The 25,964-nt window shown below is 69.3% G+C and carries 21 protein-coding genes, 2 tRNA genes and 4 pseudogenes; 10 read left to right on the forward strand and 17 right to left on the reverse strand.

The window, feature by feature from the left end; genetic code table 11:
• Window positions 1-101: 101 nt before the first annotated feature.
• Window positions 102-297 (forward strand): annotated as a pseudogene (locus BN971_RS26000) (hypothetical protein); the annotation flags it as partial.
• A complete protein-coding gene (locus BN971_RS19480; protein WP_090350499.1) occupies window positions 294-1,139 on the forward strand; it encodes an aldo/keto reductase in 846 nt (281 codons plus the stop codon). The pseudogene BN971_RS26000 and the gene BN971_RS19480, both read left to right, overlap by 4 nt.
• 6 nt (window positions 1,140-1,145) lie before the next feature.
• On the opposite strand, the gene BN971_RS19485 is transcribed toward BN971_RS19480, so the two are convergent.
• From BN971_RS19485 to BN971_RS19495, 3 genes are read right to left on the reverse strand one after another with little or no spacing between them, the layout of a single operon-like run.
• Window positions 1,146-1,859: an HNH endonuclease family protein gene (locus BN971_RS19485; RefSeq protein ID WP_085180738.1), complete on the reverse strand. Its 714-nt coding sequence runs from the start codon at window positions 1,857-1,859 to the stop codon at window positions 1,146-1,148.
• Complete coding sequence (gene recG, locus BN971_RS19490; protein ID WP_085180737.1) at window positions 1,856-4,093, reverse strand: ATP-dependent DNA helicase RecG; 2,238 nt, start codon at window positions 4,091-4,093, stop codon at window positions 1,856-1,858. Before recG ends, BN971_RS19485 begins: the two co-directional genes overlap by 4 nt.
• 2 nt (window positions 4,094-4,095) lie before the next feature.
• Window positions 4,096-5,778, reverse strand: coding sequence for a DAK2 domain-containing protein (locus tag BN971_RS19495; protein WP_211279804.1), 1,683 nt, complete (start codon window positions 5,776-5,778; stop codon window positions 4,096-4,098).
• Window positions 5,779-6,050: 272 nt separating this feature from the next.
• On the opposite strand from BN971_RS19495, the gene rpmB reads away from it, so the two are divergent.
• Window positions 6,051-6,245, forward strand: a complete 195-nt coding sequence (gene rpmB, locus BN971_RS19500) for a 50S ribosomal protein L28 (protein ID WP_085180735.1) — start codon at window positions 6,051-6,053, stop codon at window positions 6,243-6,245.
• Between the two features lie 8 nt (window positions 6,246-6,253).
• On the opposite strand, the gene BN971_RS19505 is transcribed toward rpmB, so the two are convergent.
• Window positions 6,254-6,937: a uracil-DNA glycosylase gene (locus BN971_RS19505; RefSeq protein ID WP_085180734.1), complete on the reverse strand. Its 684-nt coding sequence runs from the start codon at window positions 6,935-6,937 to the stop codon at window positions 6,254-6,256.
• Between the two features lie 4 nt (window positions 6,938-6,941).
• Window positions 6,942-7,916, reverse strand: coding sequence for a thiamine-phosphate kinase (locus BN971_RS19510; RefSeq protein WP_085180733.1), 975 nt, complete (start codon window positions 7,914-7,916; stop codon window positions 6,942-6,944).
• A gap of 113 nt (window positions 7,917-8,029) precedes the next feature.
• On the opposite strand from BN971_RS19510, the gene BN971_RS19515 reads away from it, so the two are divergent.
• Window positions 8,030-8,596 (forward strand): DUF3515 domain-containing protein, encoded by a 567-nt coding sequence (locus BN971_RS19515; RefSeq protein WP_085180732.1) that lies wholly within the window; start codon window positions 8,030-8,032, stop codon window positions 8,594-8,596.
• 8 nt (window positions 8,597-8,604) lie between these two features.
• On the opposite strand, the gene BN971_RS19520 is transcribed toward BN971_RS19515, so the two are convergent.
• Window positions 8,605-9,723, reverse strand: coding sequence for a D-alanine--D-alanine ligase family protein (locus BN971_RS19520; protein ID WP_085180731.1), 1,119 nt, complete (start codon window positions 9,721-9,723; stop codon window positions 8,605-8,607).
• A gap of 67 nt (window positions 9,724-9,790) precedes the next feature.
• Complete coding sequence (locus BN971_RS19525) at window positions 9,791-10,780, reverse strand: NAD(P)H-dependent glycerol-3-phosphate dehydrogenase (protein ID WP_085180730.1); 990 nt, start codon at window positions 10,778-10,780, stop codon at window positions 9,791-9,793.
• Between the two features lie 184 nt (window positions 10,781-10,964).
• Between BN971_RS19525 and cofC the strand changes: the two are divergent.
• From cofC to mutT1, 3 genes and pseudogenes are all read left to right on the forward strand, one after another.
• Window positions 10,965-11,381: pseudogene (gene cofC, locus BN971_RS19530) on the forward strand (2-phospho-L-lactate guanylyltransferase); the annotation flags it as partial.
• Window positions 11,382-11,470: 89 nt separating this feature from the next.
• Window positions 11,471-13,663, forward strand: a complete 2,193-nt coding sequence (locus tag BN971_RS19535; protein WP_085180728.1) for an RNA degradosome polyphosphate kinase — start codon at window positions 11,471-11,473, stop codon at window positions 13,661-13,663.
• A gap of 71 nt (window positions 13,664-13,734) precedes the next feature.
• Window positions 13,735-14,679, forward strand: a complete 945-nt coding sequence (gene mutT1, locus BN971_RS19540; protein ID WP_085180727.1) for an 8-oxo-(d)GTP phosphatase MutT1 — start codon at window positions 13,735-13,737, stop codon at window positions 14,677-14,679.
• Between the two features lie 69 nt (window positions 14,680-14,748).
• Here the strand turns inward: mutT1 and BN971_RS19545 are convergent, their stop codons facing one another.
• The 3 genes from BN971_RS19545 to leuC all read right to left on the reverse strand — a co-directional run bounded on the left by BN971_RS19545 (window position 14,749) and on the right by leuC (window position 17,617).
• A complete protein-coding gene (locus tag BN971_RS19545) occupies window positions 14,749-15,348 on the reverse strand; it encodes an HU family DNA-binding protein (RefSeq protein WP_090350464.1) in 600 nt (199 codons plus the stop codon).
• A gap of 214 nt (window positions 15,349-15,562) precedes the next feature.
• Complete coding sequence (gene leuD, locus BN971_RS19550; protein WP_085180725.1) at window positions 15,563-16,159, reverse strand: 3-isopropylmalate dehydratase small subunit; 597 nt, start codon at window positions 16,157-16,159, stop codon at window positions 15,563-15,565.
• A gap of 18 nt (window positions 16,160-16,177) precedes the next feature.
• Window positions 16,178-17,617, reverse strand: coding sequence for a 3-isopropylmalate dehydratase large subunit (gene leuC / locus BN971_RS19555; protein ID WP_085180867.1), 1,440 nt, complete (start codon window positions 17,615-17,617; stop codon window positions 16,178-16,180).
• A gap of 65 nt (window positions 17,618-17,682) precedes the next feature.
• On the opposite strand from leuC, the gene BN971_RS19560 reads away from it, so the two are divergent.
• Window positions 17,683-18,384, forward strand: a complete 702-nt coding sequence (locus BN971_RS19560) for an IclR family transcriptional regulator (protein ID WP_085180724.1) — start codon at window positions 17,683-17,685, stop codon at window positions 18,382-18,384.
• 151 nt (window positions 18,385-18,535) lie between these two features.
• Window positions 18,536-19,036, forward strand: coding sequence for a pyridoxamine 5'-phosphate oxidase family protein (locus tag BN971_RS19565; protein WP_085180723.1), 501 nt, complete (start codon window positions 18,536-18,538; stop codon window positions 19,034-19,036).
• Window positions 19,037-19,088: 52 nt separating this feature from the next.
• On the opposite strand, the gene BN971_RS19570 is transcribed toward BN971_RS19565, so the two are convergent.
• The 4 genes from BN971_RS19570 to BN971_RS19585 form a co-directional block, all read right to left on the reverse strand.
• Window positions 19,089-19,161 (reverse strand) — tRNA-Glu (locus BN971_RS19570).
• Between the two features lie 82 nt (window positions 19,162-19,243).
• Window positions 19,244-19,315, reverse strand: a tRNA-Gln gene (locus tag BN971_RS19575).
• A gap of 130 nt (window positions 19,316-19,445) precedes the next feature.
• Window positions 19,446-20,933, reverse strand: a complete 1,488-nt coding sequence (gene gltX, locus BN971_RS19580) for a glutamate--tRNA ligase (protein ID WP_085180722.1) — start codon at window positions 20,931-20,933, stop codon at window positions 19,446-19,448.
• Window positions 20,930-21,727, reverse strand: coding sequence for a fumarylacetoacetate hydrolase family protein (locus BN971_RS19585; RefSeq protein WP_085180721.1), 798 nt, complete (start codon window positions 21,725-21,727; stop codon window positions 20,930-20,932). The genes gltX and BN971_RS19585 overlap by 4 nt, the downstream gene beginning before the upstream one ends.
• Window positions 21,728-21,890: 163 nt before the next feature.
• Here BN971_RS19585 and BN971_RS19590 point away from each other — a divergent pair.
• Window positions 21,891-22,904 (forward strand): annotated as a pseudogene (locus BN971_RS19590) (MFS transporter); the annotation flags it as partial.
• Between the two features lie 133 nt (window positions 22,905-23,037).
• Here BN971_RS19590 and BN971_RS19595 read toward each other — a convergent pair.
• The 3 genes and pseudogenes from BN971_RS19595 to serA all read right to left on the reverse strand — a co-directional run bounded on the left by BN971_RS19595 (window position 23,038) and on the right by serA (window position 25,732).
• Window positions 23,038-24,048, reverse strand: coding sequence for a 3-isopropylmalate dehydrogenase (locus tag BN971_RS19595; protein WP_085180720.1), 1,011 nt, complete (start codon window positions 24,046-24,048; stop codon window positions 23,038-23,040).
• A gap of 1 nt (window position 24,049) precedes the next feature.
• Window positions 24,050-24,149: pseudogene (locus BN971_RS26760) on the reverse strand (hypothetical protein); the annotation flags it as partial.
• The gene (gene serA / locus BN971_RS19600; RefSeq protein ID WP_085180719.1) at window positions 24,146-25,732 is read right to left on the reverse strand and encodes a phosphoglycerate dehydrogenase; all 1,587 of its coding nucleotides are present in this window, start codon (window positions 25,730-25,732) and stop codon (window positions 24,146-24,148) included. The gene serA and the pseudogene BN971_RS26760, both read right to left, overlap by 4 nt.
• Window positions 25,733-25,964 lie beyond the last annotated feature (232 nt).

Below are 25,964 nucleotides of genomic sequence, written 5' to 3' on the forward strand. Positions count from 1 at the left end.
GGTGCGGGCAATTCTCAATTTCGGTGAGTCGCCGACTAACTGTACGTGGTGACAACGGCCCGCCGATCGGACCGCCCTGCCCGCCGGTCCCGGCCACCGATGTCAGATGCCGTATCGAACTCGGTAATATCGTGATCCCCAAGTCGGTGACCCCCGCACAGATTGCGAGTAGCTTCGACGTGTTCGATTTCGGACTCAGCCACACCGAAATGGCGTCGATCCCATCGATCGACGACCGGAGCGCGGCTTGGTCCGAATCCACGACTTCAATTTCATAAGGCAGGTGAATGGCGTTGACTGGCGAGTCGGGCGTTGTCGTTCCGTCCATAGCTCTCAATGATGAAAACACGATGCCCGTGCTCGGCCTGGGCGTTGCGGATTTGTCGGACGACGAGGCGGAGCGCGCCGTGGCGGCGGCCCTGGAGATGGGCTGCCGGCTCATCGATACCGCGAAGGCCTACGGAAACGAGGCCGGCGTCGGGCGGGCGATCGCCGCCTCCGGGATTCCGCGGGCGGAGCTGTTCGTCACCACCAAGCTCGACATCGCCGACCAGGGGTTCATCAGGTCGCAGGAGGCCTGCGTGGAGAGCCTCGAGCGGCTGGGCCTGGACTACGTGGACCTGTACCTGATCCACTGGCCCGCGCCGGCGCTCGGCACCTATGTGGACTCCTTCGGCGGTTTGATCCAGTCGCGCGGCGAGGGGCAAGCCCGTTCGATAGGCGTGTCCAACTTCACCGAGGAGCAACTCTCGACGGTCATCGACCTCACCTTCGTCACGCCGGCGGTCAACCAGGTCGAGCTGCACCCGCTGCTCAACCAGGCCGAGCTGCGCAAGGCCGACACGCAGCACAACGTCGTCACGCAGGCTTACACGCCGCTGGTCCTGGGCAAGTTGATGGACAACGCGACGGTGACCGCGATCGCGAACGAATACGGCAAGACCCCCGCGCAGGTGTTGCTGCGGTGGAACGTTCAACTGGGCAACTCGGTGATCTTCCGCTCGACCGAGCCCGAACACATCGCCGGCAACCTGGACATTTTCGACTTCGAATTGGCCTCCGAGCACATGGACGCGATCGACGGGCTGAACGACGGCACCCGGTTGCGCCCCGATCCCAACACCTACAGCGGGGAGTAGCCCCGGCTATCCGGCCGGACAGGTGGCGGCGGCCTGACGCAGCACGCCGACCGACGGCTGGTCCACCGGCAGTGCGTAGCCACGCAGCACGGCGATGAACTGCATGGCGTACTGGCAGGCGAACGCGCCGTTGGGCGGCATCCACTGGGCGGGCGGCGAGTCGCCCTTGTCCTGGTTGGCCTGCCCGTCGACGGCCAGCAGATTCGCCGGGTCGTTGGCGAAACGCACCCGCTCGGGCTCCGGCCAGCCGTAGGCGCCCATGTCCCACGCGTAGGACAGCGGGACGATGTGGTCGATCTGTACGGCCTCGCCCACCTTGGGTCCGCGCTGGAAGGCGATGGTCTTGTTGGTGTACGGGTCGTGCAGTGTGCCGGTGGCCACCGCATCGGGGCAGCGCTTGACCGACACATAGGTCTTGTCGACGAGGTCGCGGTTGAGGATGTCGTCGCGGGTGTCACACCCGTTGTGCCCCAGGGGGGCATCGTTGTCGTCCGTCCAGGCCTCGCCGAACGCCGCCCGCAGGTAGTCGTACCGGTGGGCCCGCAGCGGCAGCACGGCGATGCCGGCCAGCACGTCGGTGCCCGGCTGCACCGTCGGAACGTCGGCGCGGGCGGCGTATTCGGCGGCGTGCCTGGCCGCCGACGATCCCAGCGCCTGGTAGGCGACCAGCACCGCGACGATCGCGGCGGCGGTCAACCACCAGAGCTGTCTGCGGGTCACGCCTTGTCCAGGTATTCGATGCGGTCGGTGTCGGTGAACTGCGCTGCCAGCAGCGCCAACCCGGGATCCTGCGGGTCCCGGTCGTAGGCGTCGACGCAGAACGCGCGGGCGGCCTCGATAACGTCGACGTGGTCGGCCAAAGACAGCAGGCGCAGATTGATCGCACGGCCGGACTGGTTGCGTCCCAACACATCTCCCTCGCGCCGTTCCTTGAGGTCCAGGTCGGCGAGCGCAAAGCCGTCCAGCGTGCCGGCGACGGCGCGCAGCCGCGCTCCCGCCCGCGATCCCGGGGGAACCCAGCTGGCCAGCAGGCACAGGCTCGGGTGCTCGCCGCGGCCGATGCGCCCGCGCAGCTGATGCAACTGGCTGATCCCGAAGCGGTCCGCGTCCATCACCAGCATCACCGTGGCGTTGGGGACGTCGACGCCGACCTCGATGACCGTCGTGCACACGAGCACATCGAGGTCGCCCGCGCGGAAGGCCGCCATGGCGGCCTCCTTCTGGTCGGAGGGCAGCCCGCCGTGCATCAGTCCGAGCCGCAGGTCGGCGAGTTCCCCGGACCGCAACCGGGCGAACAGGCCCTCGGCGGTGGCCGACGGGCGAACGCCCGGCTGCTGTTCGGCGTCGTCGGACTCATCGATGCGCGGCGCCACCACGTAGGCCTGGCGGCCGCCGGACACCTCTTCGATGATGCGCCGCCACGCGCGCTCCAGCCACGCGGGTTTGTCGGCGACGAAGATGACGTTGGTGGTGATCGGTTGCCGGCCACGCGGAAGTTCGCGCAGCGTCAGGGTTTCCAGGTCGCCGTAGACGGTCAGGGCGACGGTGCGCGGTATCGGAGTCGCCGTCATCACCAACAGATGGGGCGTGATTCCCGGACGAGCCTTGGCGCGCAACTGGTCTCGCTGCTCGACGCCGAAGCGGTGTTGTTCGTCGACGATCACCATGCCGAGGTTGTCGAATTCGACCGCGTCCTGCAGCAGGGCGTGCGTGCCGATGACGATGCCGACCTGGCCGCCGGCGATCTCGGCGCGCACCTGCTTCTTCTGCGCGGCCGTCATCGAGCCGGTCAGCAGCGCCACCCGGGTGGCCACCCCGTCGTCGCTGTCGGCGCCGCCCAGCTGCCCAGCCATCGCGAGGGGCCCTAGCACGTCGCGGATCGACAGAAGATGTTGGGAGGCAAGGACTTCGGTCGGGGCGAGCAGGGCGCACTGGTAGCCCGCGTCGACCATCTGCAGCATCGCGAGCACGGCGACGATCGTCTTGCCGGAACCCACCTCGCCCTGCAGCAGTCGGTTCATCGGCTGGGTTGCCGCGAGCGCACCGGTCAGCACGTCGAGCACGTCGCGCTGGCCCTTGGTCAATTCAAAGGGCAAGCGCCCCAGTAGGTTCGCCGCCAGTCCGTCGGGCCGGGGCGGCGCCGGCGGGCCCGATTCGGACAGTTCGCCATGCCGGCGGGCCAGCAGCGCCCATTGCAGGCCGACGGCCTCGTCGAACGTCAGTCGCTCGCGGGCCCGCCGGCGTTCGCTCTCGTCCTCGGAGACGTGGATCGCGCGCAGCGCCTCGTCCTCGGAGATCAGGCCGAGATCCGCGCGCAGGTCGGCGGGCAGCGGGTCTGGCACCGGATCGAGGACGTCGAGGACCTGGCGCACCGTGGTGAAGATGGTCCAGCTCTGCAGCTTGGCGCTGGCCGGATAGATCGGAAAGAAGTGGCGTTGGTAGGCATCCGCAAGCTCTTCGCCGCTGCTGGCGCGGGAGGCGTCGGCGATGCTCCGCAGCGACGCCGTGCCGCGGTTCTTCCCGTCCGGCGAGTCGACGATGAGGAATGCGGGGTGCGTCAGCTGCATGACGTCCCTGAAGAACCCGACCTCTCCGGAGAGCATCACCTTGGTGCCCTTGGTGAGGTCCTTCTTGATGTAGTTCGCGTTGAAGAACGTGGCGGTCACCCTCCCGCGTCCCGAGCCGAGAGTGATGCGGAGACACACCTTGCCCGGCTTGTTCCTCATCGGGAACGTCTCCGTGGCGGCGATCGTGTCGACGATGGTGATGTGCTCACCGGCCGGCGGCCGCTCCTCACCGTCACCGTCGGCGCCCCAGCGGCTGGCGCCCTCGGTGTAGCTGCGGGGGTAGTGGCGCAGCAGGTCGTTGACGGTGTGAATGCCGAAGACCTCGGCCAACAGTGGCACGACTTTGCCGCCGACGACGTAGTCCAGGCGGTCGGACAGCGTCGCCACGGCTACTCGACCCCGATCAGCAGGGCGTCGCCGCGGTGCCCGGTTCGGTACGTCACCAACTCGGTGCCCGGGTGGTGGTCGTGCATGTGCCGTTCCAGGATGCCGTTGAGCGCGTCCTCGCCGACGGAGCCCGCGCCCACCAGCACCGTCACCAGGTCGCCGCCGGAGGCCAGCAGAAGATCGAGCAGGCCGATCGCCGCCCCGACCGCGTCGCGGGCCACGATCAGCACCTCGTCGCCCGCGATACCCAGTCCGTCACCCGGCTGGCAGCGACCCGCCCACGTCAGCGCGCTTTCGGTCGCGATGCGCACCGACCCGTGCCGCGCGGCGCCCGCGGCGCGGGCCATGGTGTAGCCGTCGTCGACGGCCGGCCGGCCCCTTTCGTGCACGGCCAGCGCGGCCAGCCCCTGCACCATCGACCCGGTCGGTATCGGCACCACGTCGATGCCCCAGCCGATGGCCGCGGTGCAGCCGGCCACCAGCTCCTCGGCGGCCACGTAGCCGTTCGGCAACACCATGACCTGTGCCGCACCGGTGTCGACCACGGCCCGCATCAGCTGGTGCGCGCTGATGTCGGTGTCGGGATCCGGTCGCAGCACGTTCGCGCCCTCGCCGGCGAACAGCTCGGCTGCGCCGTCGCCGTCGACCACCGCGAGCACCGCCCGCTCCCGCGTCCAGCCACCCGCCGGCATCCCCGCGATGCCCGAGTCCAGGACCGAGATCACGATCCGGCTGGTCCGCCCGGCGGCCAGCCCCGCCTCGACGGCGGCGCCGGCGTCGTCGGTGTGGACGTGCACCGAATAGGTGCCGTCGGTCGGCGAGGCGGCGGCGGCCGCGATGGCGACCGAATCGCCCAGCTCCCCGAGCCGGTCCCGCAGCGCGTCGGCGGCCGCCGGATCGCAACCGTCGAGCCGGTACATCACCTCGAACTGCGGCGCGGGCCGCGCGGCGGGCGCCTGCGGTTGGGGCACCCGCGGCGACAGCTGGTACACCGTCCGCGCCGGCGCCGGCCCGGCGACGGTGGACCGCAGCGCGTCGAGCAGGACCAACAGGCCCCGGCCGCCCGCGTCGACCGCGCCGGCGTCGGCCAGCACGTCCAGCTGCTCGGGGGTCTTTTCCAGCGCGATCACGGCCGCGTCACCGGCGGCGGTCACCGCCGCGGCCAGTCCTTCGTCGGAGCACTCCGCAGTGGACTCAATGGCGTCGGCCGCGGCGCGCAGCACCGACACGATGGTCCCCGGAACTTCCTGACCCCCCATCGACGAGATGACCAGCTCGACCCCGCGCCGCAGGCCCGCCCCCAGCGTGGCGGCGTCCATGTGCTGCAGTTCGCCGCCTCGGGCGGCGGCCGCAGTCGCGGTCACGTCGGCGATGCCGCGCAGTATCTGGGAAAGGATGACGCCGGAGTTGCCGCGGGCGCCGTTCAACGCACCGGTCGACAGGGCCGCCGCCGTCTTGGCCACGCAACCGCCGCCGTCGGCGTTGGCCCCCGCGTTCGCCTCGGCCAACGCCGACCGCATGGTGAACAGCATGTTGGCGCCGGTGTCGGAATCGGCGACCGGGAAGACATTGAGCCGGTTGATCTCGTCGATGTGGGTGATCAGGTCGCTGACGGCGGTGTGCGCCCAATCCCGCAGGGTGACGGCGTCCAGGAGGCGGTCCGCCGGAGCCTCTGACGTGCCCAGTGTGCCCACCTCCTCTGCGCCGGCCGGCCGGCATCCGATGGGCGCCAGCGTAGCCCGGTGACATGCGCGGCGGCTGTGCCCAGTGTCTGTGTTCGACGGTCGCCTGCGCGGCCATCCGGCCCGCTGAGCCTACCGAGCGGGGCCGACAGCGCCGGTGACGGTTTTGGCGGTTATCAGGACAGTCGGTATCCTGGTTGGGCCCGGTCCCCCGGGCCGTCCCGGCTTCCGACGTGCGAGTTGCCGGACCCCCGATTTCTTGAGGAGTTTGAACCATGGCCGCTGTGTGCGACATCTGCGGGAAAGGCCCCGGCTTCGGCAAGTCGGTGTCCCACTCCCACCGGCGCACCAGCCGACGGTGGGACCCCAACGTCCAGACCGTGCGCGCCGCGACCCGCCCCGGCGGCAACAAGCAGCGCCTCAACGTCTGCACGTCCTGCATCAAAGCCGGCAAGGTCGTCCGCGGCTAGTCGCCTGCTCAGGGCAGCCGCCAGTCGATCGGGTCGGCGCCCATGTCCGCCAGCAACGCGTTGGCGCGGCTGAACGGCCGCGAACCGAAGAACCCGCGCGATGCCGACAGCGGCGAAGGATGCGGCGACTCGATCGCGACGCAGTTTCCCTCGGCCAGCATCGGTTTGAGCGTGGACGCGTCGCGACCCCACAGGATCGCGACCATCGGTTGCGACCGCGCGGCCAGCGCCCGGATGGCGCACTCCGTCACCGCTTCCCAGCCCTTGCCGCGATGCGACGCCGGATTGCCGGGGCGAACCGTGAGCACCCTGTTGAGCAGCATGACACCGCGCTGCGCCCACGGCGTCAAATCGCCGCATGCCGGCTGGGGATGACCGAGGTCGGCGGTGTACTCCTCGAAGATGTTGGCCAGGCTGCGCGGCAGCGGGCGCACCTCGGGCGCCACCGAAAAGCTCAACCCCACAGCGTGTCCGGGGGTCGGATAGGGATCCTGGCCAACGATGAGGACCCGGACGGCGTCGAAGGGGAAGGTGAAGGCGCGCAGCACGTTCGGGCCGGCCGGCAGGTATCGGCGCCCGGCGGCGATCTCCTCGCGCAGGAATTGCCCCATCTGAGTTACCTGGCCGGCCACCGGCTGCAGCGCCGCCGCCCAGCCCTGCTCGACGAGTTCATTCAACGGGCGCGCGGTCACCGCGTCACCCTAGCTCGTCATAGGACTGCCACCCGGCGTAGCCGCTGAACGCGTCGCCGTCGACGAGCACGCGGGCCGGCCCCTCGATCACCCGCCCGATGACGCGCCACCCGGCCGGCACCGGACCGCCGAAACAGGCGACCAGCGCGTGATCTTCGCCACCGCCCAGCACCCACGCCAGGGGGTCCGCGGCGGCCGCCGCGGCGGCGCCGGCCAGCGCTTCGCGGTCGGCGGCCAGCGCCGCGGTGGATAAATCCACGCCCACGCCGGAGGCCTCGGCGACGTGCCGCAGGTCGGCCACCAAACCGTCGGAGACGTCGATCATGGCTTCGGCGCCGGCCGCCGCGGCCGCCGCGCCCTGGCCATAGGGCGGCCGAGGCACCAGGTGACTGCGCCGCAACTCGTCGAAGCCCTCAATGCCGTTGCGCCACAACGAATAACCGGCCGCCGAGGCGCCCAACTCGCCCGCGACGGCGAGAACCGAGCCGGGTTTGGCGCCCGAGCGCAACACGGGTGCACGGCCGCCCGCGTCGCCGAGCACCGTCACCGAGATCACCCAGTGCGGGCTGCTGACGAGATCCCCGCCGGCGATGCCGGCACCGACGCGGGCCGCCTCGTCCCACATCCCGTCGACCAGGGACTCCACCAGATCGGCCGGCGTGTCACCGGGCGCCCCGAAGGCGACCACGAAGGCGGTGGGCCGCGCGCCCATCGCCTCGATGTCGGCGGCATTCTGGGCGATCGCCTTGCGACCCACGTCGTGCGGCGTCGACCAATCCAGGCGAAAATGCCGGTCCTGCACCAACATGTCGGTCGAGACCACGACGCGGCCGTCCGCGGCGGAGACCACGGCGCCATCGTCGCCGGGCCCGAGCAGCACCGCGTCGGGTTGCCGCCGGCCGCGCACTAGCCGGTCGATGACGGCGAACTCGCCGAGCCGCCGCAGCGTCGGGCGCTGCCCCGGTGCGTCGTCGTTCACGCCACCTCCTGCGCGGGTCCGGTTGTGTGAGGCCACACTACGGTCGCGCCCCCACGGTAAGTTGGGTGCCTGCCGGGCGAGCGCACCGGGCGCAGACAGGAGGTGCGAGGGCCGTGACCACCGATCCCGGTCCGGGCTCCGATGCCGGCGGGCCGTCGCGTTGGGCGATCCTCGCCGCGCTCACGCTGGCCGTCGCGGTGATCGGGGTTGTGCTGACGCTGGCGAGCCGAAGCACGCCGCCGCGCGATGTGACCGTCGCGGCCGTCGACGCACCGCAAGCCGAGAGCCCCGCGTGCCAATCCCTGGGCGCGGCTTTGCCACAGCGGCTCGGTGACTTTCAGCGAGTGGCCCTCGCGCAACCTGCGCCCTCGGGCGCGAGCGCCTGGCGGGCCGTGCCCGGTAGCAATCCGGTGGTGCTGCGCTGCGGACTCGACCGCCCGGCCGACTTCGTCGTCGGGTCCCCACTCGAGGTCGTCGACGGCGTGCAATGGTTCAAGACCTCAGCCGCGGTCAGGCGCCCCGGGAACGCGGGCGGATCCACCTGGTGCGCCGTGGACCGGTCGGTATACGTGGCGCTCACACTCCCGGCCGAATCCGGGCCCACGCCGATCCAGCAACTCTCCGAGGTGATCGGCCGTGTCCTTCCCGCGGTCCCGATCCAACCGGCAGCCCCCAAATAGGCGGCTCGTCAACGAAGCCCGACGCCGCGGGCCAGCGCCGTCTCGACCATGGTCGCCAGCAGTGTGGGGTAGTCCATGCCGCTGGCGGCCCACATCCTCGGATACATCGAGATCTTCGTGAACCCGGGCATGGTGTTGACCTCGTTGATCACCGGCCCCTCGTCGGTGAGGAAGAAGTCGACCCGGGCCAGGCCCTGGCAATCGATGGCCTTGAACGCCCGGATCGCCAATTGCCGCACGGCGTCCGCGATGTCGTCGTCGACCTTGGCGGGCACGTCCAATTCGGCGGCGTCGTCGAGGTATTTGGTCGCAAAGTCGTAGAACGCATCCTCGCGCCCGCGCACGCCGGCCACCCGGATCTCGCCGACGGTGCTGGCTTCGATTGTGCCGTCGGGCATTTCGAGCACACCGCATTCCAGTTCGCGACCCGGGATCGCCGCCTCGACGATGACCTTCGGATCGTGGCGGCGCGCGGTGGCGATCGCGGCCGGCAGCTCGTCCCAGCCCGCGACCCGGCTGACGCCGATCGACGAGCCGCCGCGCGCCGGTTTGACGAACACCGGCAGCCCCAGGCGCTCGCGCTGCTCGGGTTGCAGCGTCGACTGCGACGGCCGCAGCACCACGTGCGAGCCGACCGGCAGCCCCTCGGCGGCCAGCAGCTTCTTGGTGAACTCCTTGTCCATGCCGGCGGCGCTGGCCAGCACACCCGCACCGACGTAGGGCACGCCGGCGAGCTCCAGCAACCCCTGGACCGTTCCGTCCTCGCCGTAGGGGCCGTGCAGGACCGGGAACACCACGTCGACCGACGCCAGGACCTCGCCGGCACCGTGCCGCAACGACACCAGCTGGCCGCTTCGCCCGGGATCGGCGGGCAGGGCGAGCTCGGTCCCCGACGCGGCGGACACCTCGGGCAACCGCCGGTCGGTGATCGCCAGCGCGTCCGGGTCGCCGTCGGTGAGCACCCACGAACCCCCGGGCGTGATGCCCACCGCGATCACCTCGAAGCGCTCCGGGTCGAGATTGCGCAGGATGCCGCCGGCGGACACGCACGAGATGGCGTGCTCGTTGCTGCGGCCACCGAAGACGACGGCGACGCGCACCCGGCTCGACCGGTCGCTGGCCTCCACAACCTTCAGAGGCTACCGGTTGTCGGCGCCCGGGGCCGCGCGACGGGCCGTCACCTGCGGTTTCGGACTATTCGGGCTTGGTCCTGCGGCCCAGCAGCAGGGCCATCGCCTCGTCGACGGACAGCCCCTTGTGGCACACCCGGTGCACGGCGTCGGTGAGCGGCATCTCGACGTCGTAACTGGACGCCAGGGCCAGCACCGACTCGCAGGACGTCACGCCCTCGACGATGTGGCCCTCCCCGGCCCGCATGGCCGCCTCCATGGTCACGCCCCGGCCGAGGCTCTCCCCGAAGGACCGGTTGCGCGAGTGCGGCGACGTGCACGTGGCAACCAGGTCGCCGACGCCGGCCAGGCCGGCCAGCGTCGCGCCCTTGGCGCCGAGCGCAATGCCCAGCCGCATGATCTCGGCCAGCCCGCGGGTGATGATCGCGGCCGCGGTGTTTTCGCCGAGCCCCACGCCGGCGGCCATCCCGCACGCCAGCGCGATGACGTTCTTGCACGCGCCGCCGATCTCGGTTCCCACGACGTCGCTGTTGGTGTACGGGCGGAAGTACCCGCTGTTCAGCATGCGCTGCAGCGCGACCGCGCGTCCGGAGTCACCGCTGGCGATGACGGTGGCGGCGGGCTGGCATTGGGCGATCTCGCTGGCGAGGTTGGGTCCGGAGATCACCGCGACCTGATCCATGTCCACACCGGTCACCGAGACGATGACCTGGCTCATCCGCATGAGGGTGCCCAACTCGATGCCCTTGGCCAGGCTCACCAGTGTCGCACCGTCGGCCAACGACGGCGCCCAGCCCTCGAGGTTGGCCCGCAGCGTCTGGGCCGGCACGCCGAGGAGGACCGTCGTGACGCCGCGCAGCGCCTCGTCGGCGTCGGTGGTGGCGCGAACGCCCGGTGGCAGCATCGTGCCGGGCAGGTAGTCGGGGTTGTAGCGAGTGGTGTTGATCTGCTCGGCGATATCGGGTCGCCGGGCCCACAACCGCACCTCCGCCTCGGGTCCCATCGCGTCGACGAGCACCTTGGCCAGCGCGGTGCCCCAGGCGCCGGCGCCCATCACCGCGACGGCGCCCGATGTGCCGGCCAATTCGCCACCCCCAGTCTGTTCTCGCGCCGGATGCCCAGCGGCATGTAGCCGATACACACTAGAACAGGCGGGGTCTACATTCACGCGGCGCCGCGGCGATCGCAAGCGCGGCGCAGCCGGGCGCGGCGGGTCGCCGCCATCAAGCCCGCGGCGATCGCAAGCGCTGACCGACCCGACGCCCGAGGGCCACCGCGACCCGCTGAACAACGCGATCGCCGTCGCCGAACGGGCACTCGCCGAGTCCTACACGAATCTCGTTGTGCTGCAGGGAGATTTGCCCGCGCTGCAGAGCCACGAGCTCGCCGGCGCGATCGCCGCGGCGCGCCAGCACCGCCGCAGCTTCGTCGCCGACCGGCTGGCGACGGGGACCTCCGCGCTGTGCGCGTTCGGGACCGCTCTCGATCCGCAATTCGGGCCGGATTCCGCGGCGCGGCACCGCCGTTCGGGTGCGATCGAGCTGACGGGTACGTGGCCCGGGCTGCGCTGCGACGTCGACACTCCGGCCGACCTCGCGGCCGCGCGTCGACTCGGGGTCGGACCGGCGACCGCCCGCGCCCTCACGCAGCACTAGGGATCCCGCGCCAGCAAACCTTTCCGAGGGATGAACGGCGTACCAACGGCGCATGGATGTCCCCGGAGCGCTAGCAGCACCAGCCGGTCATACGCCATGATCTCAGGGTGACAGAAATCGAAGCTCAGGCGCGGGCCGATGAGAACGTGTGGCTTCCGGGCGAGTCGGCCGTGGCGGCGCCACCCGCAGCAACGCCGGCAGCGAACACCGACCAGCTACCCGAAGACCGCTACCTCAACCGCGAACTCAGCTGGCTTGACTTCAACGCACGAGTTCTGGCATTGGCCGACGACAATTCGCTGCCGCTTCTCGAGCGCGCCAAGTTTCTCGCCATCTTCGCCTCCAACCTCGACGAGTTCTACATGGTGCGCGTCGCCGGCCTCAAGCGCCGCGACGAGATGGGCCTGTCGGTCCGCTCGGCCGACGGCCTGACCCCGCGCGAGCAACTGGCGCTGATCGGCGAACAGACTCAGCGCATCGCGACCCGGCACGCCCGGGTCTTTCTCGACTTGGTGCGGCCGGCGCTCGCCGAGGAGGGCATCCACATCGTCACGTGGGCCGACCTGGATGGCCGCGAGCAAGAGGAACTGTCGACCTATTTCATGGAGCAGGTCTTCCCGGTCCTGACACCGCTCGCGGTCGACCCCGCCCACCCCTTCCCGTTCGTCAGCGGCCTGAGCCTCAACCTTGCCGTGACCGTGCGCCAACCCGACGACGGCGGTCAGCACTTCGCCCGAGTCAAGGTGCCCAACAACGTGGATCGCTTCGTCGAGCTCCGCGGCCCGGCCACCGGCGACGACGCCGAGGGGCAAACGGTCGTGCGGTACTTACCGATGGAGGAGCTCATCGCAGCCTTCCTGCCCGTGCTGTTCCCGGGCATGGAGATCGTCGAGCATCATGCGTTCCGCATTACCCGCAACGCCGACATGGAGGTTGAGGAAGACCGCGACGAGGACCTGCTGCAGGCCCTGGAACGCGAACTCGCGCGCAGGCGTTTCGGTCCGCCGGTGCGGCTGGAGATCGCCGACGACATGACCGAGAGCATGCTGGAGCTGCTGCTGCGCGAACTCGACGTGCATCCCGGCGACGTCATCGAAGTGCCCGGGCTGCTCGACCTGTCCTCCCTGTGGCAGATCTACGGCCTGGACCGCCCGGCGCTCAAGGACCGGGCGTTCGTCCCGGACACCCACCCGGCCTTCGCCGACCGGGAAACTCCCAAAAGCATCTTTGCGACGCTGCGCGAAGGCGATGTCCTGGTTCATCATCCGTACGACTCGTTTTCCACCAGCGTGCAACGGTTCATCGAGCAGGCGGCCGCCGACCCCAACGTTCTGGCGATCAAGCAGACGCTGTACCGCACGTCCGGTGACTCGCCCATCGTGCGGGCGCTCATCCAGGCCGCCGAGGCCGGCAAGCAGGCGGTGGCGCTCGTCGAGATCAAGGCGCGCTTCGACGAGCAGGCCAACATTCAATGGGCACGCGAACTCGAACGCGCGGGCGTGCACGTCGTCTACGGGCTCGTCGGCCTCAAGACACACTGCAAGACCTGCCTGGTGGTGCGGCGCGAAGGCTCGGCGATCCGGCGGTACTGCCATATCGGGACCGGCAACTACAACAGCAAGACCGCACGGTTGTACGAGGACGTCGGACTGCTGACGGCGGCCCCGGAGATCGGCGCCGACCTCACCGACCTATTCAATTCGCTGACCGGCTATTCGCGGAAGTTGTCCTACCGCAACCTCTTGGTGGCGCCGTACGGGATTCGCACCGGCATCATCGAACGCGTCGAGCGGGAAGTGGCCGCGCACCGCGAGCGGGGCGACGGACGCATCCGCCTGAAGATGAACGCCCTCGTCGACGAGCAGGTGATCGACGCGCTGTACCGCGCCTCGCAGGCCGGCGTGCGTGTCGAGGTGGTCGTGCGAGGGATCTGCGCGCTGCGCCCGGGAACCGAAGGCTTCTCGGAAAACATCTATGTGCGCTCAATTCTCGGCCGATTCCTCGAACACTCGCGGATCATTCATTTCCGCAACATCGACGAGTTCTGGATCGGCAGCGCCGACATGATGCACCGCAATCTCGACCGGCGCGTCGAAGTGCTCGCCCAGGTCAAGGACCCTAAGCTCACCGCCCAGTTGAACGACTTGTTCGAATCCGCCCTCGACCCGTCCACGCGCTGTTGGGAACTCGGGCCGGATGGACAGTGGGTCGCCTCGCCCCAGGAGGGCCACACGGTTCGCGATCACCAGGTTTCACTCATGGAGCGGCACCGCAGTCCTTAACGCCCCAGTGATGATTTCCCGGCGCGTCCGCCATGGTGCGGCCCCGGCTGAATTGACGTGCAGGAGTTGAGGTGCCAATCGAGAAATCGTCCGCCCGGCGTTCGGGAAGCCGGATCGTCTACGCCGCGGGGGCCGTGCTGTGGCGCCCGGGTGCCGGCGATGCGGCCGACCCGCCGCTCGAGATCGCGGTAATCCACCGTCCCCGCTACGACGACTGGTCGCTGCCCAAGGGCAAGGTCGACCCCGGGGAGACCGCGCCCGTGGCCGCGGTGCGCGAGGTGCTGGAGGAGACGGGACACCAAGCCACGCTGGGCAGGCGACTGGACATGATCTCCTATTCGATCGACCAGGGCGTCAAGAAGGTCTACTACTGGGCGGCGCGCAGCGGCGGCGGCGAGTTCACCCCCGGCAAAGAGGTCGACGAACTCATCTGGCTGCCGGTCCAGGACGCGATGCGCCGGCTCAACTATGCCCAGGATCAAAAGATGTTGCGGCACTTCGCAAAACATCCCGCCGACACCCGTACCGTCCTGGTGGTCCGGCACGGAACCGCCGGCCGGAAGGCACGCTTCAAGGGCAACGACGCCGAACGGCCGCTGGACAAGCGAGGGCGCGCACAGGCCGAGGCCCTGGTTCCCCAGCTGTTGGCCTTCGGCGCCTCCGACGTCTACGCCGCCGACCGGGTCCGCTGCCACCAGACGGTCCAACCGCTCGCCCAGGAGTTGGGTGTGACCGTGCACAACGAGATCACGTTGACCGAGGAGGCGTACGCCAAGAATCGCAAACGGGGCCGGCAGCGCGTGCTGAGCATCGCCGAGCAGGACGGCACCCCGGTGATCTGTACGCAGGGCAAGGTGATTCCCGACTTGATCGAGTGGTGGTGCGGACGCGACGGCGTGCGCCCCGACAGGTCACGCAACCACAAGGGCAGCACGTGGGTGCTGTCGTTGTCGGGCGGCCGGCTGGTCGCGGCCGACCACATCGGCGGCCCGCTGGCCGCGAACGTGCGCGCCTAGCACGCGAATACCCTTCGGGGGCACCGCTGCCACCCGAAGGGTATTCGCCTGTGAAGCCTGGTCGCTGCCCTACTTGCGGCCGCGACGCGCGGTCGCCTTCTTGGCGGGAGCCTTCTTGGCCGGGGCCTTGGTGGCCGCCTTGCGGACCGGCGCCTTGGTCGCGGCCTTCTTGGCCGGGGCCTTGGTCGCGGCCTTCTTGACCGGAGCCTTCTTGGCCGGAGCCTTCTTGGCGGGCGCGGCCTTCTTGACCGGAGCCTTCTTGGCCGGAGCCTTCTTGGCGGGCGCGGCCTTCTTGACCGGAGCCTTCTTGGCCGGAGCCTTCTTGGCGACCTTCTTGGCAGCACCTGCGCCAACACCACGTTTCACTGCGGGTCCTTCCGCCGGGAGGCGCTGTGCGCCAGCTACAACCGCTTTGAATTGGGCACCCGGACGGAACGCCGGGACGGATGTCGGCTTCACCTTCACCGTCTCGCCGGTGCGCGGGTTGCGGGCCACGCGCGCCGCGCGCCGCCGCTGCTCGAAGACACCGAACCCGGTAATCGTGACGCTGTCACCCTTGTGCACCGCGCGCACAATGGTGTCGACGACATTCTCGACGGCGGCGGTTGCCTGCCGACGGTCCGAGCCCAATTTCTGTGTGAGCACGTCAATGAGCTCTGCTTTGTTCATCCAATCCCTCCAAGCTAGTGGTCCCCGTTTTCGCGAACCGACTAGTGGACACGGTAAACCCTCACCCAGCAAATTTCCAAGAGCCACGCGCAATTTCACGGCGGATAGGCCAAAATTTTCGCAATCCGATTGCCTCCCTTGACCGGTGGCAAGCCTTGAAAATCGGCCCGGATTAGTTAGGTGATCGAGACGAATTACCGCCCGGATTGGTCCATTACGAGGCGGGCAAGGTGCGCGGCTTCCAGTCCGGACGCGCCGCTTCAAATGCCTCGATCTCGTCGAGTTTCCGCAGCGTAAGGCCTATATCGTCGAGGCCTTCGAGCAGCCGCCACGCCGTGTGGTCGTCAATCTTGAACGGCAGCACCGTCGTTGCGGCGGTGATATTTCGATCTTGAAGATTGACAGTGATTTCCAGGCCCGGGCTCTGCTCGATGAGCTTCCAGAGCAGCTCCACCCCGTCTTGGGAGACTTCGGCGGCCAGGAGCCCGGCCTTGCCGGCGTTGCCGCGAAAGATGTCGCCGAACCGAGACGAGATAACCACCCGGAACCCGTAGTCCATGAGCGCCCACACGGCGTGCTCGCGCGACGAGCCGGTGCCGAAATCGGGGCCGGCAACCAGAACTGAGCCGCGGTCAAACGGGCTGAGGTTGAGCACGAATGAGGGATCCGAGCGCCATGTGGCGAACAAGCCGTCCTCAAAACCGGTCCGGGTCACCCGCTTCAAATACACCGCGGGAATGATCTGGTCGGTATCCACGTTGGAGCGCCGCAGCGGCACGCCTATGCCGGTGTGGGTGCGAAATGGTTCCATGCCCGTCCTCGATTCTGCTCAGTTGGAGTTCAAGTCGGCCGGCGCGGACAGCGTTCCACGAACCGCCGTCGCCGCCGCGACGGCCGGCGACACCAGGTGCGTTCGGCCGCCTTTGCCCTGCCGCCCTTCGAAGTTGCGGTTGGACGTCGCGGCGCACCGCTCGCCGGGCGCGAGCTGGTCGGGGTTCATGCCCAGGCACATCGAGCAGCCGGCCTGCCGCCATTCGGCGCCGGCCGCGGTGAAGACCTCACCCAGCCCTTCGGCCTCGGCCTGGGCGCGCACCCGCATGGAACCGGGTACGACGAGCATCCGCACGCCGGGGGCGATCGTGCGTCCCCGCAACACGTCGGCCGCCGCGCGCAGGTCCTCGATGCGGCCATTGGTGCACGACCCGACGAACACCGCGTCGACGGCGATGTCGCGCATCGGGGTCCCGGCCCGAAGCCCCATGTACGCCAAGGCTTTCTCGGCGGCCTGCCGCTGGCCGTCGTCGGTCATCAGCTCGGGGTCCGGAACGGCGGCCGAAAGCGGCACCCCCTGCCCGGGATTGGTTCCCCACGTGACGAACGGGCTCAGCTCGCCGGCGTCGAGATGGACCTCGGTGTCGAACTCGGCTCCGTCGTCGGTCCGCAGTCGCTGCCAGTACGCCATCGCCGCATCCCACTGTGCGCCCGTCGGGGCGTGCGGCCGGCCGCGCAGGTATTCGTACGTGGTGTCGTCGGGGGCGATCATGCCCGCTCGCGCGCCGGCCTCGATGCTCATATTGCAGATCGTCATCCGGCCCTCCATCGACAGCGATTCGATGGCGTCGCCCCGATATTCGATGACGTGACCCTGCCCGCCGCCGGTGCCGATCTTGGCGATCAACGCCAAAATGATGTCCTTGGCGGTCACGCCGTCGGGCAACCGCCCGTCGACGTTGACGGCCATCGTCTTGAACGGGCGCAGTGACAAGGTCTGCGTCGCCAGCACGTGTTCCACCTCGGAGGTGCCGATCCCCATGGCCAGCGCGCCGAATGCGCCATGGGTCGAGGTGTGGCTGTCGCCACAGACGATCGTCATGCCGGGCTGGGTGAGGCCCAATTGCGGTCCGACGACATGCACGATGCCCTGCTCGATGTTGCCCATCGGGTAGAGCCGGACACCGAATTCGGCGCAGTTCCGCCGCAACGTCTCGACCTGGACCCGCGACACCGGGTCCGCGATCGGCTTGTCGATGTCGATGGTGGGCACGTTGTGGTCTTCGGTGGCCAGCGTCAGGTCGGGGCGCCGCACCGGCCGGCCGGCCAGGCGCAGGCCGTCGAAAGCCTGCGGGCTGGTGACCTCGTGCACCAGATGCAGATCGATGTAGATCAGGTCGGGAGCCCCTCCTTGATCGGATCCGCCCCCGCGTGCCACAACGTGGTCCTCCCAGACCTTTTCGGCCAGCGTGCGCGGCCCGGCCATGTCGGATCCCATCTCGAATTGCCTCAATTCCGTCATTCCGGGTGGTGTCTCACTATGCGAGACGCTAATATCTTCTTGTGAGACAGCATAGCGGCATCGGCGTCCTGGACAAAGCCGTGGGATTGCTGCACACGATCGCCGAATCCCCCTGCGGACTGGCCGAACTGTGCGAACGAAGCGGATTGCCCAGGGCTACCGCGTACCGGCTGGCCGCCGCCCTCGAAGTTCATCGCCTGCTGGCGCGCGACGACGAGGGGCGCTGGCGCCTCGGGCCCGCGGTCACCGAACTGGCGGCCCACGTGAGCGATCCGCTGTTGGCGGCGGCGTCCGGGGTCTTGCCGCTGCTGCGCGAAACCACCGGTGAGAGCGTGCAGCTCTACCGGCGCGAGGGCACGTCGCGGGTCTGCGTGGCCGCGCTGGAACCGGCTGCCGGCCTTCGCGATACCGTGCCCGTCGGTGCGCGGCTGCCAATGACGGCGGGGTCGGGCGCCAAAGTGCTCCTGGCGTATAGCGATGCCGCCACCCAAAAGGCCGTGCTGCCGTCGGCGATGTTCACCGACCGGGTGCTGGCCGACGTTCGCCGGCGGGGCTGGGCGCAGAGCGTGGCCGAGCGCGAGCCGGGGGTGGCCAGCGTCTCGGCGCCGGTGCGCGATGGCCGCGGCGCCGTCATCGCCGCCATATCGGTGTCCGGGCCCATCGACCGGATCGGCCGGCGCCCCGGGGGGCGCTGGGCGGCCGACTTGCTGGCGGCCTCCGAGGCATTGACACGCCGGCTGTAGCCCTGACGCCGGGCCCGCGCGGCTGTGGCCCCGCTCCGAGACTGCGCCCTCGGCGCCCGAATTGGTCGCCGGCGCGCCCTGAGCGCAGGCTCGGCGCCGCGACGGCAGGCTCGGCAGCAAATCGCGGATTACAACCTGTCAGACTGACGCGATGGGAACCAATCAGCGCGCGAGCATCGTCATGTCGGAGGACGAAATCGTCGACTTCGTCGTCAAGAGCCGCACCGGCACGCTGGCCACCGTCGGGCCCGACGGCCAGCCACACCTGACGGCGATGTGGTACGCCGTCGTCGACGGTGAGATCTGGCTGGAGACCAAGGCGAAGTCGCAGAAGGCGGTCAACCTCAAACGCGACCCGCGGGTGAGCTTCCTCATCGAGGACGGCAACACCTACGACACCCTGCGCGGTGTGTCCTTCGAGGGCGTCGCGGAGATCGTCGACGATCCCGACGTCTCCCACCGCGTCGGCGTCAGCGTGTTCGAGCGCTACACGGGCCCCTACACCGACGAGATGAAGCCCTTCGTCGAGCAGATGATGAACAAGCGTGTGTGCGTGCGCATCGTCGCGCGACGCTCGCGGTCGTGGGACCACCGCAAGCTGGGGCTGCCGCCGATGCCGCTGGGCGGCTCGACCGCGCCGGCGGCGCAATAGCGCCGCCTGCGCGTCTGCTCGCCAGATACTTGAGGACCGGCCGGTGAATGTGTAGCCCCGATGGGATTCGAACCCACGCTACCGCCGTGAGAGGGCGGCGTCCTAGGCCGCTAGACGACGGGGCCAGAACCGATCCGAGCTGTCAGCATAGCTCACGGCGGTAGGCCCACCTAATCGCCGACACCGCCTCGATGAGGCGGGATCTTGCTGGGGTACCAGGACTCGAACCTAGAATGGCTGAACCAGAATCAGCTGTGTTGCCAATTACACCATACCCCATTGGCTGTCTAAAACGGCTGGTCAGAGCGCATTCCGCGGACGGTGTGATGCCGTTGGACGTCGCCGCTGCCGGCCGTTGTCGACCGACGTGCAGACTACCAAAGACTCGGGCGCCGATGCCGCACGCCTGCTAGGCGACCGTTTCGCGGGCGGCCCGGAGGCGCCGCAGGCTGCGGTCGCGGCCCAGCAATTCCAGTGACTCGAACAAGGGCGGGCTGATGGTTGTTCCGGTGGCGGCCACGCGTATCGGCCCGAACGCCTTGCGCGGTTTGAGCGCCAGACCCTCGATGAGGGCCGCCTTGAGGGCCTCTTCGATGCGATCTGTGGTCCACTTCTGCACGCCGTCCAGTGCCTGCAGCGCCGCGTCGAGCACCGCACCCGAATCGGGGCCCAGCTCCTTGGCGGCCGCCTTCAGGTCGATCGCGTACTCGTCGTCGTTGAGGAACTTCAGCAGGTCCCAGGCGTCGCCGAGCACCACGATGCGCGTCTGCACGAGGTGGGCGGCCACCCCGAACGCGTGGTCGTCCAGCCCGGTGTCGTGGCCGTGGGTGTCGAAGAACTCTCGCAGTCGCCGGGTGAACTCGGTGGGGGCCAGCATGCGGATGTGCTCGGCGTTGAGCGCGTCGGCCTTCTTTTGGTCGAAGCGGGCCGGATTGGAATTGACGTCCACGACGTCGAACGCGGCCACCATCTCCTCGAGCGTGAACAGGTCGTGGTCGTCGGCGATCGCCCAGCCCAGCAGCGCAAGGTAATTCAGCAACCCCTCGGGGATGAAGCCGCGATCACGGTGTGCGAACAGGTTGGACTGGGGGTCGCGCTTGGAGAGCTTCTTGGTTCCCTCCCCCAATACCGTTGGCAGGTGGGCGAACTGCGGGATCTTCTCGGCGACGCCGATCCGGATCAGCGCCTGATACAGCGCCAACTGGCGCGGGGTCGACGGCAGCAGGTCCTCGCCGCGCAGCACGTGGGTGATCTTCATCAGCGCGTCGTCCACCGGGTTGACCAAGGTGTACAACGGTTCTCCGTTCGCCCGGGTCAGCGCGAAGTCCGGCATGCTGCCCGCCGCGAACGTGGTGGTACCGCGGACCAGGTCGTCCCACGCGAAGTCCTCATCGGGCATCCGCAGGCGCACCACGGGTTGGCGGCCTTCCGCCAGGAAGGCCGCGCGCTGAGAATCGGTGAGCTGCCGATCGAAGTTGTCGTACCCCAGTTTCGGGTTGCGGCCGGCGGCGATATGGCGCGCCTCGACCTCCTCGGGTGTCGAGAAGGCGTAGTACGCCTCCCCCGCTTCGAGCAGCGCGGCAACCACGTCGCTGTAGATTTCCCTGCGCTGTGACTGCCGGTAGGGACCGTATGGGCCGCCGACCTCGGGGCCCTCGTCCCAGTCCAGGCCGAGCCAGCGCAGGGCGTCGAGCAGCGCGAGATAGCTTTCCTCGCTGTCGCGCTGCGAGTCGGTGTCTTCGATGCGAAAGACGAAGGTGCCGCCGGTGTGTCGGGCATAGGCCCAGTTGAACAGCGCTGTGCGGACCATCCCGACGTGGGGGGTGCCGGTCGGCGACGGACAGAACCGGACGCGGACCGTGCCCGCCGGTGTGGCCCCTGGTGTGGCGGACGTCACGACTTCCCCTTGCGGACCACGGGATTGGTGAGGGTGCCGATGCCCTCGATGCTCACCGAAACCGTGTCGCCGTCCTCGATGGGGCCGACGCCGGCCGGTGTTCCGGTGAGGATGAGGTCCCCGGGCAGCAGGGTCATGACGGCCGAGATCCATTCGATGATGGCGGGGACGTCGTGAATCATCAGCGACGTGCGGCTGTCCTGCTTGACCTCGCCGTTGACCTCCGTCCGCAGTTGAAGATCCGAGGGATCCACCCCAGTGACGATCCACGGGCCGACGGGACAGAAGGTGTCGTGGCCCTTGGCCCGCGTCCACTGCCCGTCGGCCTTTTGTTGGTCGCGCGCGGACACGTCGTTGGCGATGGTGTAGCCCAGGATGTTCTCGGCGGCCTGTGCGGCCGGGACGTCCTTGCACGGCCGGCCGATGACCGCCGCCAGCTCCCCCTCGAAGTGCACCGGTGATGCGTTGGCGGGCAATTTGATCGCGGCGTCGGGCCCGATGATGGCGGTGTTCGGCTTGAGGAATATCACCGGATCGGCCGGCGCGGGGCCGGTGATGCCGCCCATCTCGGCGATGTGGTCGGCGTAGTTCTTTCCGATGCACACCACCTTGCCGGCGAGTATGGGAGCCAGCAGCCGGACGTCGGCCAGCGGCCAGGACCGGCCGGTGAAGGTGGGCGTGCCGAACGGGTGCTCGGCGATCTCGCGGGCGATCATCCCGGCGGGATCGCCCGGTTCGCCCTCGACGCTGACGAACGCGACACCGTCGGGGCTGGCGATTCGACCAAGGCGCATTCGCCCGAGCCTAGTGACGGGCCCCGGTGGTCGGCTCAGCCGGGCTTGCGTTGACATGCGCTGGTCACCTCACCAGCGCCTTCTTTCGACTGTGCAAGCATGGGGAATGCAGAGGGGCCCGACCGCGACCGGCGCACTCGGCGCCCGCGCACGCTGGTCGATGATGGTCGTTTCGCTTGGGGCAACGGCGAGTTCCTTCCTGTTCATCAACGGCGTGGCATTCCTGATTCCCTCCTACCAGGCAACGCGGGGGATCCCGCTCGACGAGGCCGGTCTGCTGTCGTCGATGCCGAGCTGGGGCATGGTCGCCACGCTGGTGCTGTGGGGCTATGTGCTGGACCGGGTGGGCGAACGCGTGGTGATGACCGCGGGGTCGGCGCTCACCGCGGCGGCGGCCTACGCCGCCGCCGCGGCCCATTCGATGGTGTTGACCGGTGTGTTCTTGTTCCTCGGCGGGATGGCCGCGGCCAGCTGCAACACCGCCGGCGGCCGCCTGGTGTCGGCCTGGTTTCCCCCACACCAGCGCGGGTTGGCGATGGGGATCCGCCAGACCGCGCAGCCCCTCGGGATCGCATTGGGCGCCTTGGTGATTCCCGAGCTCGCGGAACACGGCCCGCGCGCGGGGCTGATGTTTCCGGCGGTGGCCTGCGCGGTCGGGGCGGTCGCGAGCGCCGTCGCGATCGTCGACCCGCCGCGCAAACCCCGGGAGGCGGCCAGCGAGCAGGAACTCGCCAGCCCGTACCGGGGATCGTTGGTGCTGTGGCGAATCCACGCGGTCGCGGGTCTGATGATGGTCCCGCAGACGGTCACCGTGACGTTCATGCTGGTGTGGCTGATCAGGAATCTGAATTGGTCGGTCGCCGCGGCCGGTGTCCTGGTCACCGTCGCGCAGTTGATCAGCGCGCTCGGCCGCATCGCGGTCGGTCGCTGGTCGGACCGAATTGGTTCGCGAATGCGGCCGGTCCGCATCATCGCTATCGGCGCGGGCGCGACGCTTTTCCTGTTGGCCTGGGCCGACTTTCTCAATTCCCGCTTCCAGGCGCCGCTGATGGTGGCGATCACGGTGATCGCCTCGCTCGACAACGGACTTGAGGCCACGGCCATCACCGAATTCGCGGGACCGTTCTGGAGCGGGCGCGCGCTGGGCATTCAGAACACCACCCAGCGGGTGATGGCCGCGGCCGCACCTCCGGTCTTCGGCGCGTTGATCAGCGCGGCCAAGTATCCGTCGGCGTGGATGTGGTGCGGCCTATTCCCGCTCCTGGCAGCGCCGTTGGTCCCTGGCCGGCTGCTGCCGCCGGGCTTGGAGGCTACAGCGCGGCGACGATCCGTTCGCCGACTTCGCCGGTGGCGAGCCGTGCGTTCCCACGTGACGCCAGATGACTCGCGACGGCCTGGTCCACTCGGGCGGCCGCGTCGTCGTGGCCCAGGTGGGCGAGCAGCAGCGCCACGGACATGATCGCCGCCGTGGGATCGGCGACACCCTTCCCGGCGATGTCCGGCGCGCTGCCGTGCACGGGCTCGAACATCGAGGGGTTGGTCCGGGTGGCGTCGATGTTTCCGCTGGCCGCCAAGCCGATTCCGCCGCACACCGCTGCGGCCAGGTCGGTGACGATGTCGCCGAACAGGTTGTCGGTGACGATCACGTCGAAGCGGCCCGGGTCGGTGACCAGGAAGATGGTTGCGGCGTCGACGTGTTGGTAGGCCACCTGCACGTCGGGGTATCCGTCGCCGACCTCGGCGACGATCCGCGACCACAGCTTGCCCGCGAACGTCAGCACGTTGGTCTTGTGCACCAGGGTCAGGTGTTTGCGGCGTTGCCGCGCGCGCTCGAACGCATCGACCACCACGCGGCGCACGCCGAAGGCGGTGTTCAGGCTCACCTCGGTGGCGACCTCGTTGGGGGTTCCGACCCGGATCGCGCCGCCGGTGCCGGTGTAGGGGCCTTCGGTCCCCTCCCGCACCACCACGAAGTCGATCGCCGGATTTCCGGCGAGCGGGCTGCTCACCCCCGGGTACAACCGCGCCGGCCGCACGTTGACGTGGTGATCGAGCTCGAAGCGCAGGCGTAGCAACAGGCCTCGCTCCAGCACGCCGCTGGGCACCGACGGATCACCGATGGCGCCCAGCAGGATGGCGTCGTGTCCGCGCAGCTCGTCGAGCACCGTATCGGGCAACAGCTCGCCGGTCGCGTGGTAGCGCCGGGCACCCAGGTCGTAATCGGTCTTCTCGACGCCCGGCAGGACCACGTCGAGGACCTTGAGCGCTTCGGCCACGACCTCGGGCCCGATCCCGTCGCCGGCGATGACAGCCAGCTTCATCGGCGCCGCTCTCCCCCGCGAGCGGGTGGTGCCCCCACCTCATCGCTCCGTCCCCCGCAAGCGGGCGGTACCCCCACTGCATCGTCGTCGGCGCACTTCACGACAGGTCAACCACCTCAAGCTTGTTCGCGCCCACCGCGGCCGCGATGGCCGACCGCACGTCCTCCGGCACGTCCCGGCTCAGTCGCAGCAGGATCGTCGCCGCGGGGCCTTCGACGTCTTCCGACAGCTGCGCGGCGTGGATGTTGACCCCGGCCGCACCGAGCAGGGTGCCGATCTTGCCCAGCGCCCCGGGCTGGTCGAAATAGTTGATCACCAGGTTGGTGCCCTCGGCGCGCATGTCGAAGTGGCGGCCGTTGACCTGGACGATCTTCTGCACCTGTTGCGGCCCGGCCAGCGTACCGGCGACATTGACGGACGAACCGTCGGGCGCGACCGCCCGCACGTCAACGACGCTGCGGTAGTTCGGGCTCTCGGTGGCGGTGGTGATTTCGGCGGTGACGCCGCGTTCGGCGGCCAGCGCGGGCGCGTTGACGAATGTCACCGGACCCTCGGTGACCGCGGAGAACAGTCCGCGCAAAGCCGAAAGCTTGAGGATGTCAACGTCTTCCGAGCTCAACTCACCGCAAACCTGAACCGACAGCGACACCGGCGGCCCCTCGCACAGGGTGGCGACCAGCACCCCGAGTTTGCGCACCAACTCCAGCCAGGGCGCCACCTCCTCGTTGACCACGCCACCGCCGACATTGACGGCGTCGGGCACGAATTCGCCGGCCAGCGCCAGCTTCACGCTCGCCGCGACGTCGGTGCCGGCCCGATCCTGCGCCTCGGCGGTGGACGCGCCCAGGTGCGGGGTGACCACCACCTGCGGCAGCTCGAACAGCGGGCTGTCGGTGCAGGGTTCCTTGGCGAACACGTCAAGACCGGCGGCGCGCACGTGACCGCTGCGGACCGCGTCGGCCAGCGCCGCCTCGTCCACCAGGCCCCCGCGGGCAGCGTTGACGATGATGACGCCGGGCTTGGTCTTGGCCAGCGCCTCCTTGCCGATCAGTCCGGCCGTCTCGGCGGTCTTCGGCAGGTGCACCGAGATGAAGTCGGCGCGGGACAGCAGCTCGTCGAGGGGCAGCAACTCGATGCCCAGCTGTGCGGCGCGGGCCGGCGACACGTACGGGTCGTAGGCGATCAGGTGCGTGCCGAAGGCCGCGAGCCGCTGGGCCACCAGTTGGCCGATGCGGCCCAGGCCCACGACGCCGACGGTCTTGCCGAAGATCTCGGTGCCCGAGAAGGACGATCGCTTCCAGGTGTGCTCGCGCAGCGACGCGTCGGCGGCGGGGATCTCGCGCGCCGCGGACAACAGCAGCGCCAACGCGTGCTCGGCGGCGCTGTGGATGTTCGACGTCGGGGCGTTGACCACCAGCACGCCGCGCTCGGTGGCGGCGTCCACGTCGACGTTGTCCAGCCCGACACCCGCGCGGGCGACGATCTTCAGCTTGGGCGCCGCGGCCAGCACCTCGGCGTCGACGGTGGTGGCCGACCGCACCAGCAGCGCGTCGGCCTCGCCCACCGCGGCCAACAGCTTCTCGCGGTCGGGGCCGTCGACCCAACGCACCTCGACCTGGTCTCCCAGCGCGGCCACGGTGGATTGGGCGAGTTTGTCGGCAATCAATACAACAGGCAGATTCACCCGGACAGACTATCGGCTGCGATTGACGGGCCGGCGTCGCCGTCGTCGCGGTCGGATCTTCCGCGGCCGCGAAGCCACATCCGCCACACCAGTCTCCGTCGGGGGCGGCACCCTTTGTGCCCGCCTCATAGCGACAAATGCGGCGGACGCGGCCGCCGACGGATGAGTGTCGCTATGAGGCGGGCAAAAAGCCACGTCCCTCCGCTCCCGGGACTGGTGTGACAGACGTGGT

It is taken from the genome of Mycobacterium bohemicum DSM 44277, assembly GCF_001053185.1.
Taxonomy (GTDB): Bacteria; Actinomycetota; Actinomycetes; order Mycobacteriales; family Mycobacteriaceae; genus Mycobacterium; species Mycobacterium bohemicum.

What these genes read in the sequence shown, in the direction of transcription:
- rpmB (WP_085180735.1), top strand. Translation starts at nt 6,051, where the DNA reads ATGGCCGCTGTGTGCGACATCTGCGGGAAAGGCCCCGGCTTCGGCAAG.
- BN971_RS19525 (WP_085180730.1), bottom strand. Translation starts at nt 10,780, where the DNA reads ATGGGCGCCGGCGCCTGGGGCACCGCGCTGGCCAAGGTGCTCGTCGAC.
- BN971_RS19545 (WP_090350464.1), bottom strand. Translation starts at nt 15,348, where the DNA reads ATGAACAAAGCAGAGCTCATTGACGTGCTCACACAGAAATTGGGCTCG.
- leuD (WP_085180725.1), bottom strand. Translation starts at nt 16,159, where the DNA reads ATGGAACCATTTCGCACCCACACCGGCATAGGCGTGCCGCTGCGGCGC.
- leuC (WP_085180867.1), bottom strand. Translation starts at nt 17,617, where the DNA reads ATGGGATCCGACATGGCCGGGCCGCGCACGCTGGCCGAAAAGGTCTGG.
- BN971_RS19565 (WP_085180723.1), top strand. Translation starts at nt 18,536, where the DNA reads ATGGGAACCAATCAGCGCGCGAGCATCGTCATGTCGGAGGACGAAATC.
- BN971_RS19585 (WP_085180721.1), bottom strand. Translation starts at nt 21,727, where the DNA reads ATGCGCCTTGGTCGAATCGCCAGCCCCGACGGTGTCGCGTTCGTCAGC.
- BN971_RS19595 (WP_085180720.1), bottom strand. Translation starts at nt 24,048, where the DNA reads ATGAAGCTGGCTGTCATCGCCGGCGACGGGATCGGGCCCGAGGTCGTG.